Origin of the sequence: Acidicapsa ligni, assembly GCF_025685655.1 — a bacterium.
GTDB lineage: Bacteria > Acidobacteriota > Terriglobia > Terriglobales > Acidobacteriaceae > Acidicapsa > Acidicapsa ligni.
On record NZ_JAGSYG010000001.1, the window covers coordinates 156,385 to 170,687 of the forward strand.

15 protein-coding genes and 1 riboswitch are annotated in these 14,303 nt (G+C 56.3%); of the genes, 8 read left to right on the plus strand and 7 right to left on the minus strand.

Annotation, left to right across the window (positions count from 1 at the left end; translation table 11 throughout):
- Positions 1–3: 3 nt before the first annotated feature.
- Both OHL19_RS00600 and OHL19_RS00605 read right to left on the minus strand, forming a co-directional pair.
- Positions 4–1,026, minus strand: coding sequence for a ribonucleotide-diphosphate reductase subunit beta (locus tag OHL19_RS00600; RefSeq protein WP_263355637.1), 1,023 nt, complete (start codon positions 1,024–1,026; stop codon positions 4–6).
- 104 nt (positions 1,027–1,130) lie between these two features.
- On the minus strand, positions 1,131–3,545 hold the full coding sequence (locus OHL19_RS00605) for a ribonucleoside-diphosphate reductase subunit alpha (protein ID WP_263355638.1): 2,415 nt from the start codon (positions 3,543–3,545) through the stop codon (positions 1,131–1,133).
- Positions 3,546–3,728: 183 nt separating this feature from the next.
- Positions 3,729–3,934, minus strand: a riboswitch (cobalamin riboswitch).
- Positions 3,935–4,279: 345 nt separating this feature from the next.
- Here OHL19_RS00605 and OHL19_RS00610 point away from each other — a divergent pair.
- The 5 genes from OHL19_RS00610 (at position 4,280) to OHL19_RS00630 (ending at position 7,539) form a co-directional block, all read left to right on the plus strand.
- Entirely contained in the window at positions 4,280–4,816 is a 537-nt protein-coding gene (locus OHL19_RS00610; RefSeq protein WP_263355639.1) for an RNA polymerase sigma factor, read from the plus strand.
- Positions 4,806–5,183 (plus strand): hypothetical protein, encoded by a 378-nt coding sequence (locus OHL19_RS00615; RefSeq protein WP_263355640.1) that lies wholly within the window; start codon positions 4,806–4,808, stop codon positions 5,181–5,183. Before OHL19_RS00610 ends, OHL19_RS00615 begins: the two co-directional genes overlap by 11 nt.
- A gap of 114 nt (positions 5,184–5,297) precedes the next feature.
- A complete protein-coding gene (locus OHL19_RS00620; RefSeq protein WP_263355641.1) occupies positions 5,298–5,879 on the plus strand; it encodes a DUF4252 domain-containing protein in 582 nt (193 codons plus the stop codon).
- Positions 5,876–6,481 carry a hypothetical protein gene (locus tag OHL19_RS00625; protein WP_263355642.1) on the plus strand — a complete coding sequence of 202 codons (606 nt, stop codon included), beginning with the start codon at positions 5,876–5,878 and terminating at the stop codon, positions 6,479–6,481. The genes OHL19_RS00620 and OHL19_RS00625 overlap by 4 nt, the downstream gene beginning before the upstream one ends.
- Positions 6,482–6,567: 86 nt before the next feature.
- Positions 6,568–7,539: a glutamate--tRNA ligase family protein gene (locus tag OHL19_RS00630; RefSeq protein WP_263355643.1), complete on the plus strand. Its 972-nt coding sequence runs from the start codon at positions 6,568–6,570 to the stop codon at positions 7,537–7,539.
- A gap of 171 nt (positions 7,540–7,710) precedes the next feature.
- Here the strand turns inward: OHL19_RS00630 and OHL19_RS00635 are convergent, their stop codons facing one another.
- The 3 genes from OHL19_RS00635 to OHL19_RS00645 all read right to left on the minus strand — a co-directional run bounded on the left by OHL19_RS00635 (position 7,711) and on the right by OHL19_RS00645 (position 9,953).
- A complete protein-coding gene (locus OHL19_RS00635; RefSeq protein ID WP_263355644.1) occupies positions 7,711–9,054 on the minus strand; it encodes an alpha-amylase domain-containing protein in 1,344 nt (447 codons plus the stop codon).
- A 300-nt stretch (positions 9,055–9,354) separates the two neighbouring features.
- Complete coding sequence (locus tag OHL19_RS00640) at positions 9,355–9,756, minus strand: carboxypeptidase-like regulatory domain-containing protein (protein ID WP_263355645.1); 402 nt, start codon at positions 9,754–9,756, stop codon at positions 9,355–9,357.
- Positions 9,753–9,953, minus strand: coding sequence for a hypothetical protein (locus tag OHL19_RS00645; protein WP_263355646.1), 201 nt, complete (start codon positions 9,951–9,953; stop codon positions 9,753–9,755). The genes OHL19_RS00640 and OHL19_RS00645 overlap by 4 nt, the downstream gene beginning before the upstream one ends.
- Before the next feature lie 150 nt (positions 9,954–10,103).
- On the opposite strand from OHL19_RS00645, the gene OHL19_RS00650 reads away from it, so the two are divergent.
- Both OHL19_RS00650 and OHL19_RS00655 read left to right on the plus strand, forming a co-directional pair.
- Positions 10,104–11,588: a M20/M25/M40 family metallo-hydrolase gene (locus OHL19_RS00650; protein WP_263355647.1), complete on the plus strand. Its 1,485-nt coding sequence runs from the start codon at positions 10,104–10,106 to the stop codon at positions 11,586–11,588.
- Between the two features lie 93 nt (positions 11,589–11,681).
- Positions 11,682–12,518 carry a rhomboid family intramembrane serine protease gene (locus OHL19_RS00655; protein WP_263355648.1) on the plus strand — a complete coding sequence of 279 codons (837 nt, stop codon included), beginning with the start codon at positions 11,682–11,684 and terminating at the stop codon, positions 12,516–12,518.
- A gap of 16 nt (positions 12,519–12,534) precedes the next feature.
- Here the strand turns inward: OHL19_RS00655 and OHL19_RS00660 are convergent, their stop codons facing one another.
- The gene (locus OHL19_RS00660) at positions 12,535–12,951 is read right to left on the minus strand and encodes a type II toxin-antitoxin system VapC family toxin (protein ID WP_263355649.1); all 417 of its coding nucleotides are present in this window, start codon (positions 12,949–12,951) and stop codon (positions 12,535–12,537) included.
- Complete coding sequence (locus tag OHL19_RS00665; RefSeq protein WP_263355650.1) at positions 12,948–13,193, minus strand: type II toxin-antitoxin system Phd/YefM family antitoxin; 246 nt, start codon at positions 13,191–13,193, stop codon at positions 12,948–12,950. Before OHL19_RS00665 ends, OHL19_RS00660 begins: the two co-directional genes overlap by 4 nt.
- 110 nt (positions 13,194–13,303) lie before the next feature.
- Here OHL19_RS00665 and fabD point away from each other — a divergent pair, with 110 nt between their 5' ends.
- Positions 13,304–14,260 carry an ACP S-malonyltransferase gene (fabD, locus tag OHL19_RS00670; RefSeq protein WP_263355651.1) on the plus strand — a complete coding sequence of 319 codons (957 nt, stop codon included), beginning with the start codon at positions 13,304–13,306 and terminating at the stop codon, positions 14,258–14,260.
- Positions 14,261–14,303 lie beyond the last annotated feature (43 nt).

The following is a 14,303-nucleotide window of genomic DNA, read 5'->3' on the forward strand; positions in this document are numbered from 1 at the left end:
CAGTTAGAAGTCTTCGTGTTGGAAGCCAACTTCACCGGCGACTGCTACCTGGTAAGCAGAGACGCGGCGTTCGAAGAAGTTGGTGAGCTCCTGCACATCCTGCAGCTCCATGAAGGCGAATGGATTTTTGCTGCCGAAGATTGCAGGCATACCCAGGCGCACTACGCGAGAGTCGGCGACGTATTCGAGATACTGACGCATGTCGCGAACCGACAGGCCAGCGACTCCGCCGGAAAGTAGATCTTCCGCGAACTGAAGCTCGCATTCAACGGCCTCGCGCATCATGGTGACGATACTGGCTTCGAGCTCTGCATCGAACAGCTCTGGATGCTGGCTGCGAACGATGTTGACGACCTCGAAAGCAAACTCAAGGTGGCAGCTCTCGTCGCGGAAAACCCAGTTGGTACCGGCAGCAAGACCGTTAAGCAGGCCACGGCTGCGCAGAAAATAGACATAAGCGAAGGCGGCAAAGAAGAAGAGGCCCTCAATGCATCCAGCGAAGCAAACGAGATTCAAAAGGAATTGCTTCTGCTCCTCAGGGGTGCGGAGTTCGTCGAGTTTCTGGATGGAGTCCATCCACTTCATGCAGAAGTCTGCTTTTTTGCTGATGCTCGGGATGTTTTCGACAGCGGCGAAGGCAGCGGCGCGAGCTTCAGGGTCAGGCACATAATTATCCAGCAGGGTCAGGTAAAACTGGACGTGAACGGCCTCTTCAAAAAGCTGGCGCGAAAGGTAAAGGCGCGCTTCCGGCGAGTTGATGTGTTTGTAGAGATTGAGCACCAGGTTGTTCGACACGATCGAATCGCCCGTGGCAAAGAAGGCAACAAGGCGCTGGATCAGGTGAATCTCCGCAGGCGTGAGGCGCGAGCGAAGATCGACGAGATCAGTGGAGAAGTCGACTTCTTCAACCGTCCACGTGTTCTTGATACCGTCTTTGAACATGTCAAAGAAGACCGGGTATTGCATAGGACGCAGGGTCAGCGAGAGGCCTGGATCAAGGATGGACGTCGGGGATTTGCTGGACATTGTGACTCCAAATTCTTTTGTTGGCGGCAGGTATAGTGCGAGATTTCATCGAGATGAAGCCCAGGTCTGAAGATCAGACCTGGGACATCCGCATTTGCTGCAATTTACTGGCAGGCTTCGCAGGACTCAGGATTGTCTAACGAGCAGGCTACAGCTTGGATCGTATCGACTGCGCGGTTGGCTATGGCTACTGTGGTCTTGGCAATTTTTGTTGCAGGTCTCGAACGCAGGTAGTAAGTGGTCTTGATTCCCTTCTTCCATGCATACATATACATGCTGCTGAGACGACCGATATTGGGCGATTCAGCGAAGAGGTTCAGCGATTGGCTCTGGTCGATAAAAGCTCCGCGATCGGCGGCCATGTCGATGAGCGAACGCATGGGAACTTCCCACACGGTGCGGTAAATCAATTTGAGTTCGTCGGTGATCTCATCGATTTTCTGAATGGAGCCTTCGGCAAGCTTGATGCGGGTGCGCATCTCTTCAGACCACAGGCCGAGGGCCTTGAGTTCGTTCACGAGGTACTTGTTGATCTGCATGAACTCGCCCGACAATGTCTCGCGCTTGAACATGTTGGAAATCTGCGGCTCGATGCACTCATAGCAGCCCACGATGGACGCAATGGTTGCAGTCGGTGCAATGGCGATCATGAGCGAGTTGCGCATGCCCACAGTCTTCATGCGAAGACGCAGAGCATCCCAGCGCGCAGTGTCCTTTGGCGTAACGCCCCAGAGATCGAACTGGAATTCACCATGCGCGGCGCGAGTTTCGTTGAAGGCCGCATGCGGTCCATCTTTCTCGGCCAGATCGCACGAGGCCGAGATAGCGTGGAAATAAATCTCTTCCTGGATCTTGGCTGAGAGCTCGCGGGCTTCTATCGAGTCAAAGGCCCAGCGCAGTTGGAAGAAGACATCTTGAAGGCCCATGACGCCAAGGCCCACTGGACGCCAGCGCGAGTTCGATACGGCAGCCTGCGAAACCGGGTAGTAGTTAATGTCGATGACGCGGTCGAGCATAGGTACAGCGTGGCGAACTGTGGCCGCAAGCTTATCGAAATCGAACTTGCCATCCGTCAGGTGACGGCCAAGGTTGATGCTGCCGAGATTGCAGACGGCTGTCTCTTCGTGCGACGTAACCTCGGTGATCTCGGTGCAGAGATTAGAGAGATGCACCGTGTTGCCGGGATGGCCGGTCTGGTTGCACTTTATGTTGCAGGCATCCTTGAAGACCATCCAGCCATTGCCGGTCTCGGCAAGCGTACGCATCATGCGGGCGTAGAGGTCGCGGGCCTTGATCTGGCGCTTGTAGAGCTGTTTCTGTTCGGCCTCAATGTAGGCCTTTTCAAAGGCTTCACCATAGAGGTCGGTGAGCTGCGGCACGTCCTTGGGATCGAAGAGCGACCACATGCCGTCCTCATCGGAGCGGCGCATAAAGAGATCGGGAATCCAGTTAGCGAGATTGAGATTGTAGGTGCGGCGTGCTGCATCGCCGGTGTTATCGCGCATCTCAAGGAAGGACTCGACATCGGCATGCCAGGGCTCGAGATAAACGCAGGCAGCACCCTTGCGCTTGCCGCCCTGATTGACTGCGGCAACGGACGCATCCAGCGTACGCAGCCAGGGAACGATGCCGTTTGAAAGACCATTGGTGGCGCGGATCAGCGAACCTTCGCTGCGAATGCGATGGAAAGCAAGGCCGATGCCGCCGGAGAACTTCGACAGCAATGCAATCTGTTTATAGACGTCATAAATCGAATCAAGCGAATCGAGCGGCGAGTCGATGAGGTAGCAGCTCGACATCTGGCTGTGCTTCGTGCCGCTATTGAAGAGCGTCGGCGAGCTGGGCAGATAATCGTGCGAGGCGAGGAGATTGTAGAAATCCACAGCTTCATTCACGCGTGTGGAAAGCCCGGCAGCAACGCGCATGAAAAAGTACTGCGGCGTCTCCGTGACCTGGCGGGTGATTGGGTGACGAAGCAGGTACCTGTCGTAAACAGTGCGCAGGCCGAAGTACTCAAAGCGGTCGGATAGGCGGTCATCGATGGCCGAGTTCAGCTTGCGCGCATTGGCGTTAACGAACTCCCATGCTTCCTTGGAGACGACGCCCTCGCGGCTGCCAATCTCGACCGACTGCGAAAAGGAGTAGATATTCTGCCCGGCAACTTCCTTCGAGATGGTCGCGAGGAGTAGACGTGCAGCCAGGCGCGAGTATTCCGGCTCCTCGGCAATCAGAGAGGCTGCGGTCTGGATCGAAATGGAATCGAGTTCGCGGGTGCTGGCTCCGTCGAAGAGGCCACCGATAGTCTTGCTGGCGACGCGGATCGGATCGACGTGAGGAAGACCGTGGCAGCAGCGCTCGACAGCGCGGACGATCTTGTTGACATCAACGGGTTCGAGGCCGCCGTTGCGCTTGCGGACCTGCATCTGGGGAGTTGGGTCGGCTGGAGGAAAATTCGGGTCGAGGTCAGATAGCGACGACTGGTGGAGCGAGGCTGAGAGAGCAGATTCAATCGTGGCCATTTTGGGGAATGGTCCTTTCCTTGGGTTCAGGATTCTTGCAACGAGTTTCATTCGTACAAAATCGGGGTTTAAATTGGGCGCCGGGGAGGATTGGTCACGGGTACGGACAGAAGTCGGCGATAGAACGGCGGACTCGTGCGGATCACCCGATCCTCCCCTCGGAGGCGTGTGTTGCTCATATGCCCTTCGGCATCCTTCTCGGCAGGTATTCGGACTTGCAGGCAACCTGAAAACAGCGACTTCCCAACTCGAAAAGAGCTGGGTACTGAGTCGGAGCTATCGTTCCTGCTTACCGATGCGGGGCAGTTCCGGAAGTTCGCCGGCTTCCCTTTTTTCATGCTGGTCATGGAAACGGCTCGTGATCAGCCACCGTGAAGTAAATCGACTATATCGTGGATCGGCGGCTGGAGCAACAACTATATGTTGGGGTATATGTGGAAATCCCATGAGTCTCGAAATGCCAATTTGTGCTCCGTTTTTTGGCAAAAGTCAAATGAGTTTCTGGTACGGAAACTTCTTCGGCAACGGGACTTTAGTCATAGGCTCAAGCTGTTTTTCTCTTGCCTGAAGAGCTTTTTTGCTCTGTCTAAAAAACACGGCTGTGTGCATTTCAAATCCGGCCGCAAATCCATAGCCACTCCTCCATTCTCCACCTCGCGAACATTATTTTTCTCAAATGCGTATGGCCTTGCATCCTCACGGGAAATTTGCTGCGGATAAGAAAGTAGAGGCGCATGAGAGAGCAATTGAGCTGGCAGCCGGACTTCGAGCAACTCGTAGACGAGCACCAGTCGATGGTTTTTTCGTTGGCATGGCGAATGACAGGCGATCGCGGAATGGCCGAAGAGGTGGCGCAGGATGTGCTCCTTGAACTGGACCGCAATCTTCGTAAGCTTAGCTCTGCCGATCATGTGCGCTTCTGGCTGCGAAAGGTTACAGTGCATCGCTCGACGGATGCGCTGCGACGCAGGAACACGAGGGAGCCTGGATGGGATGAAGGCTTCTGGGTTGAACTTGAGGAACGGCATGGGCTGGTCGAATCCGATGAAGGATCTGCAATGTCCATGCGCATTGAGGAATTGATGGCAAGTTTGCCGGAATCACAGCGGGCGGCGCTGATTCTTCGCTACCAGGAAGACCTGACGCCGGAGGAAATTGCAGCGACGTTGAAGGCTCCGGTAGCGACGATAAAGAGCCAGTTGCAGAGAGGTTTGAAGCTGCTGCGGCTGCGAGCCAGCAATTACCTGAAGGAGTATGTCCGTGGAACATAACGAGCGACAGGAAAAGAACGAGAAAAAGGAACGCAGGGATCGAAAAATCGAGCAGCATGAGATTGAAGAGTTCGAGCAGAAACTGCGATTTGCACTGCAGCATCGCGCCGCTCCCGTGGGGATGAAACAACGCGTGCTGGCGCTGGCCAGGGAACGCCGGCAGAAGCGGCATGGCTGGCAATGGATGATGCAGCGGGTTACGGCTTCCCTTGTGCTGGCAGCGATGGTCGGCGGAGCCCTGGTCTATCACCAGGTGGACGAGCGGCATAAGGGCGAGGCAGCGCGAGAACAGGTAATGCTTGCGCTGAAGATCACAAACAAAACGCTGAATCGAGTGAATGCACGGTTGACGGACGACGATCAGTGAGCCCCGGCGGCGAATGCCCCGGTTGTTTTCACTGCTTTATGGCGCGGCTAAACCACGCCCCTTCAAAACACATTTTTTGACGCTGGAAAGAGGACCGAAATGAAGAAGACCGGGATGAAGACGAGAATGAAAAAGATGGGGATCTGGGTGGGGGTTTTGGCAGTTGGAATTCTGGGTGCAGCAAGTGTGTACGGGCAGGATGAGTTGCCCGCTCCTTCGCCGATTGAGAAGTCGCTGGCATCGCGTGCAATACACACAACCGAGGTAACCCTGGATAAAAACATGCTGGCGTTTGCGGCGAAATTCATGGACGACAAGAACGGCGATAAGGACGACAAAGCTGCCCACGACATGATCCAAAACCTGAAGGGCGTCTATGTGCGGGAGTATGAGTTCGACAAGGATCACTCATATACCGCCGAGGAGCTCGACGGATTGCGAAAGTATTTCGAGCACTCCGACTGGTCTCCGATGGTGCATGAACGAACCAAGGGAGTTGCCGAAGGCACGGATGTTTTCGTGAAGCTGGTAAATGGGCAGATGCAGGGGCTGTTTGTTCTGGACGCTGAGGCAAAAGAGCTGTCGCTGGTGCTGATTCTGGGACCGATCGACATAGACAAGATCAGTAGCCTCGGCGGAACGTTTGGCATTCCGAAAGACGCCGTGAAGAAGGCGCAGAAGGATGTGAGCAAATGAAACAGCGCTGGTTTGGAGTGATGATTGTTGGCGGAATGGTGGCCGTGATGGCTCCGATGATCGTGCTGGCCGCAGGTGGAAGTGCCGGCGGATTTGAAGCCGTAGTACACGGAATCGAACAGCGATATAACACCCAGGCGACACAGATTCCGTTCATGGGATTGATGAGCGGAATTGTGCGCATCTCGACGCATGGCAACGTGAAGGGAATACATGTAGCGGAATTTGAGCACTTTGATTCCGCCGTCGATGGCGACGAACTGAACACCCTGGTAACGCAGCGTGCGGGCAAGGGATGGCAGCGCATCGTTCGCGAGACCAGCAGAAGCGGCGGCGACCAGAGCCTGATCTTCGTGCGGCCCGAGGGCGACCACATGGGCATGCTCGTAGTGGATCTGGATGGGCGTGAGATGGATGTAGTGCAGATATCCGTCAATCCCGAAGAGCTTGCGCGTGAAGTATCAAAGCATAGCGGCCACCATAACGAAACCGAAGCAGCCAAGGATGACGGTATGAATGGCAGCGGTAAGCATCTCAACGGGCAGGATCATGGGCGCGTCGGTGAAGGCAACTCCGAAGACAGCTCGGATGAGCACAACTAGCACCAGGGATACAGTCATGATTCCCCGCTCCAATTCCCGGCCTTTGGCTATAGGCGAGCACTGCGATGTCTGCGTAGACTGGCAGTGTGGCATTGGTAACAGGCTCCAATTCGGTTGAGGGGTATCGGGGCAGGCTGGCGCCTTCGCCGACCGGTCTGCTCCATATCGGCCATGCGCGAACCTTCTGGACAGCGTACAGCCGCGCCAGGGCGGCTCAGGGCACGCTCGTAATGCGCATGGACGACCTGGACCAGGAGCGCAGCAAGCCGGAGTTTGCTGAGGCAGCCATCGAAGACCTGCGCTGGCTGGGAATTCGCTGGCAGGAAGGGCCGGGCAGGCTTGAACGCTCCAGCAAGTCCGAGGGCTCGGACAAATCCGGCGGCCTATATGCGCCTTACCTGCAAAGCAAGCGGCACAGTTTTTATCGAAGCGCGTGGCAAAAGCTGCTGCGATGGGGATATCTCTACCCCTGCCGATGCACGCGAAAAGAGCTTGCAGCAATCGCTTCTGCTCCGCATGAAGGCTCCCAAGCCGCTGGCGTGACTCAGTTCGCTGGTGTGGATGACGAGCCCATCTATCCAGGAACCTGTCGGCATCTGGCAAGCGAAACGGCGCAGCTACCGGGACCGACAGCCACGAGTTATGGACCCCAGCAGGCGAACTGGCGCTTTCGCGTACCGGACGGCCTGGCCGTCGAATTCAACGATCAGCACCTCGGCCCGCAGCGGTTTGTAGCAGGAGTGGACTTTGGAGATTTCCTGGTCTGGCGACGAGATAACACGCCAAGCTACCAATTAGCCTGCGCAGTCGATGATGCCGCAATGGAGATCACCGAAGTCGTTCGCGGGGCAGACCTGCTGAAGTCTACAGCGCGGCAGATTTTGATTTTGAAGGCGCTGGGATTCGCCGCCCCCAGTTGGTACCACTGCACCCTGGTCGCCGACCACAATGGGCAACGGCTGGCCAAGCGCCATGACGCACTGGCCCTGCGCGCACTCCGCCAACGTGGACTGACTCCGATGAATATCTTCTCGGCCGAGTTGCCGGTCATGGCATAGAAGGAAACAGCTCAACGTGACAACCATCAAGCGCAACCATCATCCCATCCCTGCCATAAATGCCCGACAAGGATGGGAGCACAAAGATTTCTTCTTGAAACAACCGAACCTGAACCACATAAGCCTGAGACAAACAAGCCAGATTCCACGATGACCTCAGGCGTATTCGGCTTATTCGAATACAGGCACGTAGACGGCATAGCCTCTAGGTGGAGCTGGAAACTCAGCATTCCCATCGGCATCGGTCGTACGTTCGTCTGGATGCGCTGAATCGTGGCCGTCCCACGCTGCGGGGCGGAATTTTTGATTGGGCCATTGCGTCTTGACGCTGGTGCCGCTCCACTTATCGCCCAGGTTATTCAGCACATAGATCAAGCCCGGTTGATTCACCATATCGGACTTATAGCCGACGCGTTGCATGATGTAGAGATCGGGATCGGCATGCAGAATCTGCGAGTCGCCACCGGCGTTGTCATGGTGAACAGCGATAAGTGCATCGATGCCGTTCGGTGTGCCGCCTCGGCCAAGCCCGTTGTTGTAATAGTCGTACCAGAAGATGCACGGATAGCCTTCATGGACAAGGATGAAGGAGTAAGCAAGCATCTTGTCGTTCACAATAGCGTTGCCCCCCATGTCATGGTTATCGACAAAAGTCGCAGCATGCATGGGCCGGGCAGTAACGACGGAGCCATTGTCGGTAAGGCCGCGCAGATCGTAGTTGGGCGTGTCGCAGACATCCTTGAGCTTGTAGCGAAGAGGAAAATCAAAGGCCATGATCTGGTTGTCCGTCATGCCGTTGACGCGGTCAATCCATGCGCCGATCTCCTCCGATCCAGACCATAGTTCCGCTACGACAAAAGGGGTGAACTCCTCGCCATTTTTGACGTAGCGATACTTCGAGAGAATGCCGATCATCCATGCGCCGAAGCCCTTGGCGAAGTCAAAGCGAAAGCCGTCGAAGCCCAGCTCCTCAATGAGAAAACGGGCATATTCAAACATCGCTTTGTAGACATCCGGATTGCGATGGCAGAGATGAGGAAAGCCCGCGAAGTTTTCGCCCTCGACCATAACCTGTTCGTAGCGGCTGGGGTGAAAGCAGTTCCAGTCGCGAGGAAATGAGCCGCTCTTGGGATTAAATTTTGTCCAGCGCTTCTGGCCATCCAGAGGATTGACCTCTTCTTCATCTGCGCCCGAGTTGTGATTGATCACCATGTCGGCGTAGAGGCCGAGATTATTTTCGTGAGCCTTTTTGAGGAGAGCTTCGAGCTCGGCGCGATTGCCGTAAAGGGTCTTCACTCCCCCCTTCTGGTCGTAGTCGCCAAGATCCCAGTAGTCATACGGGTCGTAGCCGTTGCCACGAGAATCGGCGGCCTTCGAAACAGGCGGCAGCCACAACGCGTTGAAGCGGGACTTACCCAGCGCCTCAACATGCTCGGCGACAAAGTTCCACCAGTTATGCTCCTGCTTTTCCAGAATGGGGGCATCCCAATAAAAGGCCTGCATCATGACTGCCATGTTCGTTCTCCGATAGGTGATTTCAATGGGCAACGGAGCTTCCGCATTTTGTCGCGCGAAAGGATGTACTTATCTCAAGCGAGATACATGGCAGTAGGATGCGGGATAGTCGATTGGCGCTGCTTGGAGGATGTACAGAGAAGCGGATACGGCAAACCCTCCCCAGACCAGGCAGAGGGCCGCACAGGAAATGAACCAGAGGAAGAAATCAGGAAAGATTGAAGTCATGGCCGGGATGCTTAAATCCAGCACCAATCCGGCACGCTTCCAGCCCTGCACCAGAACAGACCGGCTCCTGAATTACTTGAGCTTCAGCTCAAACTCCACCTGTTTGCGAGAATCGAAGGAGCTGATCGTTCTCACGGCGCTTTTCTTCTTGCCGTGTTCGGCCCAGACTTCATAGTCATCGACCATGCCCACCTGCGCAAAGCGGAAAGAGCCGTTGGCAACGCTGGTAAAGCTTCTCACGTTGCGCGTCTTCACATTTTTGAGGAAGACGGTTGCCCCGCCGACAAGCGTATCGGTGTCGTCGATAACTTTGCCCTGAACAATGCGCTGGCTAAAGTTCTGCGCATTCGCTACCTGCAGGCCGATCTGCGAACTGAAACGAGCCGCTGTGCCAGGAACTCCCGTAGGGAGCAGACCGAGGGCTGCGGCGGCCATCAAGCCACCGGCTATCCAACTTGCTTTGCGTGCGTTCAATCTTCTTCCTCTTCTTCGTCGAGAAGCTCATCATCGTCTTCGTCGAGATCGTCGCCGTCGACGTGAGCAAGTTCCAGGGGTTCCGTGGCCACGATTTCAAACTCGGTGCCACATTCATCACAGGCAACGATGTCGCCTTCTTCTACTTCGTCTACTTCAAAATCCAGTGCGTTGTCGCACTCTGGGCAGCTTGGCATATGTGCCTCCTCCTTGAGTTGCACGGCCTACGCATTATGATGACACCATTGCGTGGGGCGACTCCGCTAGTTTTGACGGAAACGGCTTTTCTGGTCAAGTGTCCCCGCCTAAGGGACACATGGCAAAGAGCAGCCACTGGAGAGAATCGGATGAATTTGCGTGACTTGCTGGTACCCATGATCGTTCCTTTTTTGCTGGCCGCAACAGTCGTTTCGGCGCAGTCCAGCCCTGCCAAACCGGATTACCAGTTGCATGGCGCAGCCCTTGCTCCCGCCCCTGCAGACCCGGCGATTACCGCGGCGCTGGACCAGATCTCCGATGCCCGCATTCGTCAGACGATTGAGAAGCTGGTTGGTTTTGGAACACGCAATACCCTTTCAAGCATGGAGACCGATTTGCCGCCCGGCCAGGGCGTAACGGCAGCCGCGGACTGGATCTTTGCGCAGTTCGAGGAGATCTCAAAAGAGTGCAACGGGTGCCTCGAAGTAAAGCGCGATACCTTCACCAATCCCGTAGCCGACCGGATCCCCAAACCGACGACGATCACCAATGTATACGCCATTCTGCGCGGAAAAGACCCGGCCCAGGCGAAGCGGATGTACCTGGTAACCGGGCATTACGACTCGCGCAACTCGAATACAGCGGACGATCACGGTACCGCTCCAGGCGCGAACGACGATGCCTCCGGCGTAGCCGTTTCGCTGGAGTCGGCGCGTGTGCTGAGCAAGCTGAGCCTGCCCGCATCGCTGGTATTTGTAGCCGTAGCTGGCGAAGAACAAGGCTTGAACGGCTCAACCCATCTCGCGCAACTGGCCAAAAGCGAGGGCTGGAAGCTGGAAGGCGTGTTGAATAACGACATTGTCGGCGGCAACACGACGCCCGGAGACACCTTGCAGCGCAAGGATGTGGTCCGCGTGTTTTCCGAGGGAATTGCCTCGGCAGCAACTCCGGAACAGATTCGCCGAGTGCGCGCACTGGGGCTTTTTGACGATGCTCCAAGCCGCCAGCTGGCGCGCGCAATGGCAGACGCAGGGCGCACCTACTTCCTCGGAACCGCTCCCGGCTCTGGAACGACGCCTTCGTTTGCCGCTTTCCTCGTAGCGCGGCCAGACCGTTATCTGCGCGGCGGCGATCATACAAGCTTCAACAAGGAAGGCTTCTCCGCCGTCCGCGTGACGGAGTGGCGCGAGGACTTCAACCATCAGCACCAGGACATCCGCGTCGAAGCTGGAGTGCAATATGGAGATCTCCTGAAGTATGTCGACTACGGCTACGTTGCAAAAGTGGCCCGGCTCAACGCAGCCACGCTCGCGACACTGGCCGCTTCCCCTGGAATCGTGACCGAGGTAAAGCTCGTATTGGACCGGCTCGACAACAATACGACGATTCACTGGAAGGCCCCCGAAGGCACCAGCGAAAACGGAGCCAGCGCCGCCGGAACGAAAGCCGGTCTGCATTACGAGCTACTCTGGCGAGAAACGACTGCCGCTGACTGGCAGTATGTGCTGGAGATTCTGGCACCACCAGGAGCCGAACCGGTGACAGTCACCGTTCCGATTTCAAAGGACAATGTAATCTTTGGCGTGCGCGCGGTGGATGCGTCCGGACATCGCGGACTGGTTGTTACCCCTTAAGCAGCCATCTCACAAACGGGAACTGAGGCCGCGAAAACTATTCTGATGCATGACATGGGTTGTGCGCAGGATGTACGCTCAATCAGGAGACATATGCCCAGGTTTGGTTCTTCTCAATTCGCGTTTCCTGAGTTCTCCGGTGCCACGCGGCGGCTGATTCTGATCAATCTGACGGCGTATTTTTTGCTGCTGCTGGCGACAACAGCCAAATTGTTCGATCCTCTGGCGGTGATGGCGCATTTCGGGCTCTATCCGCCGAATTTTATGGTCGGGCAAATCTGGCAGCCGCTGACCTACAGCTTCATCCACCTATCGTTGATCGGAACACTGCTGGAGCTGCTTTCGCTCTGGTTCTTGTGCGGATTCCTCGAACAGATGCATGGTGGGCAATGGATGACCCGGCTCTATGCCGCCTCCGTCGTAGGCGCTGCACTGACCGCAATCGTCATCTACGAGATTGGACTTCATACCGGTCATCCGCAGGAATCCGTGGCCCTGACCGGTTGCCTTGGCGGTATCTTTGGGCTGATCACCGCAATCGGAGTACTGCACGGGGATTTGCAGTTTCAGATGTTTTTCGTGATCGGGATCAAGGCCAAGTATCTCGCGATCATCTACGCTCTCATCGCCCTGGCAGAGACATTCGGTGAATTGCGCGTGTACGCGTTTGCACAGCTCGGCGGCGGCCTGGCTGCGATTTTATATGTGAAGTACGCACCACGAGGTAGTCGCGGACGTGGGATTGGCGTTTCTCTGAGCGAGCGATGGTACGGCCTGCGTAACCAATACTTCCGTTGGAAGCGGCGCCGCGCTGCCAGCAAGTTTCAGGTCTACATGAAGAAGCAGGGACGGATCGTACGCTTCGATGGACAGGGCCGGCTGATCGATGACGACGATGTGAAACACGACGACCGGACGCGCTGGAACTAGCGGATGTAGACTCTGTTCACCACGGATTCAACAGATCGACTTGTATATCCTGCACGTCCTGCGTGTTTCGAGTAACCAGCGTAAGTTGATGCACGATTGCAGTTGCGGCAAGCAACGTATCGACCACTGGGCGTGGTCGCTCAGCAGATAACTCTCCCCACAACCTGGCCGTGGCCGCATCGAGTCCAAGAATGCGATCGGCAAAACTATACTCCAGGCCGTCGACCCACTGAGCGAGTCTGTCCGCGGCCTCCGGGTCGGTTCGGCGCTTGATGGCTACGCCTTTGCGCAGCTCGCCTAAAGTCAGGACGCTGATGTAGAGTGACTCCGGTTCCACACGCGCAAGAAACGCGAGGACCCGCTCATCTGCCTGCTTCCGGCGCGTTTCAGAAAGTACATTCGTATCCAGAAGATATTGCAGACGACCGCTCACAGATTGATTTCCCGTCCAGTGTCGCGATCTCGCTCTACATCAAAGCTGTCGACTTTTGGGCCACCGAGAAGGTAATCCCTGAAGTTTGGCTTATGAGCCGTCAGAGAACGATAGTCAGCAATGGAAAGAACAACTGCTCTTTCCGTCCCATGGCGAGTAATGAACTGAGGCCCCTTGCTATGAGCGTCCTCAATCACCTCGCTCAGACGAGTTTTTGCTTCCTGTACCTGCCAGACCGACATAATCATCCCCAGATCAACCTTAATTATAGTTGATCTGGTTGGTTTAATATAATTTCTCTTTCCCGCCAACAGATCCTGCAGAGACGGAGTGCGGTAAAATCCTCATTTGTATGACTACAAAGAAGATTGCTTTTCTCTTTCCGGGACAGGGTTCGCAGGCCGTAGGTATGGGGCGAATTCTCGCCGAGCGCTATCCTGTCGCTGCCCAAACATTTGCCGAGGCCGATGAAGCCTTGGGCCTTTCGCTCAGCCGGATTTTCTTTGACGGCCCGGAAGAAGAGCTGCGGCTGACGGAGAACACGCAGCCCGCTATTTTGGCGGTAAGCATCGCGGCCTGGCGCGTGCTGGCCGAGCACGATGTGCACCCGGCATTTGCCGCCGGACATTCACTCGGCGAGTGGTCAGCGCACGTAGCGGCTGGCACTCTGAGCTTTGCCGACGCAGTACGCGCAGTTAAAGCTCGCGGACGGGCGATGCAGGCGGCTGTGCCTGCAGGCCAGGGCGCAATGGCTGCAGTGCTTTCGCTGGCCGCCGATCAGGTAGCCGAGGCCTGCGCCGAGGCTGCCGCGGAGACCGGGCTGCCCGTATCGCCTGCCAATTTCAACACTCCCGACCAGACCGTGATCTCAGGCGCCGCCGCAGCAGTCGAAAAAGCCGTGGAACTGGTGAAAGGTCGCGGAGCGCGCAAGGTGGTGATGCTCGCGGTGAGCGCGCCGTTCCATTGCGCCCTGATGCAGCCCGCCCAGGAGGAAGTAGCACGAGTGCTATCCGGCCTGACTTTGGCCGACCCCTCGATCCCTGTAGCAGCAAACGTCAGCGGCACACTGGTGACAACCGCAGACGCAGCAAAACAGGCACTCATCGATCAGGTAACAGGAGCGGTACGCTGGTCGGAATGCGCGCAGGCACTGATTGCATCCGGTACCGAGCTTTTTGTCGAAGTAGGCCCCGGGCGCGTATTGACCGGACTGCTAAGGCAGATCGATCGCTCCCAGAAGTGCGTCAATGTTGAGGATGTAGTGAGCCTGGAAAAAACGCTGGCGGAAGTGAATTCCACCAGCGTGTAGTTAGCCGTGTAGCTATCTGCTCAGATTACGAATCGACTACTAA

Bases quoted from the DNA above. Each gene is read 5' to 3' on its own strand.
- OHL19_RS00600 (WP_263355637.1), bottom strand. From the start codon at position 1,026: ATGTCCAGCAAATCCCCGACGTCCATCCTTGATCCAGGCCTCTCGCTG.
- OHL19_RS00605 (WP_263355638.1), bottom strand. From the start codon at position 3,545: ATGGCCACGATTGAATCTGCTCTCTCAGCCTCGCTCCACCAGTCGTCG.
- OHL19_RS00610 (WP_263355639.1), top strand. From the start codon at position 4,280: ATGAGAGAGCAATTGAGCTGGCAGCCGGACTTCGAGCAACTCGTAGAC.
- OHL19_RS00620 (WP_263355641.1), top strand. From the start codon at position 5,298: ATGAAGACGAGAATGAAAAAGATGGGGATCTGGGTGGGGGTTTTGGCA.
- OHL19_RS00625 (WP_263355642.1), top strand. From the start codon at position 5,876: ATGAAACAGCGCTGGTTTGGAGTGATGATTGTTGGCGGAATGGTGGCC.
- OHL19_RS00635 (WP_263355644.1), bottom strand. From the start codon at position 9,054: ATGGCAGTCATGATGCAGGCCTTTTATTGGGATGCCCCCATTCTGGAA.
- OHL19_RS00645 (WP_263355646.1), bottom strand. From the start codon at position 9,953: ATGCCAAGCTGCCCAGAGTGCGACAACGCACTGGATTTTGAAGTAGAC.
- OHL19_RS00650 (WP_263355647.1), top strand. From the start codon at position 10,104: ATGAATTTGCGTGACTTGCTGGTACCCATGATCGTTCCTTTTTTGCTG.
- OHL19_RS00655 (WP_263355648.1), top strand. From the start codon at position 11,682: ATGCCCAGGTTTGGTTCTTCTCAATTCGCGTTTCCTGAGTTCTCCGGT.
- OHL19_RS00665 (WP_263355650.1), bottom strand. From the start codon at position 13,193: ATGTCGGTCTGGCAGGTACAGGAAGCAAAAACTCGTCTGAGCGAGGTG.
- fabD (WP_263355651.1), top strand. From the start codon at position 13,304: ATGACTACAAAGAAGATTGCTTTTCTCTTTCCGGGACAGGGTTCGCAG.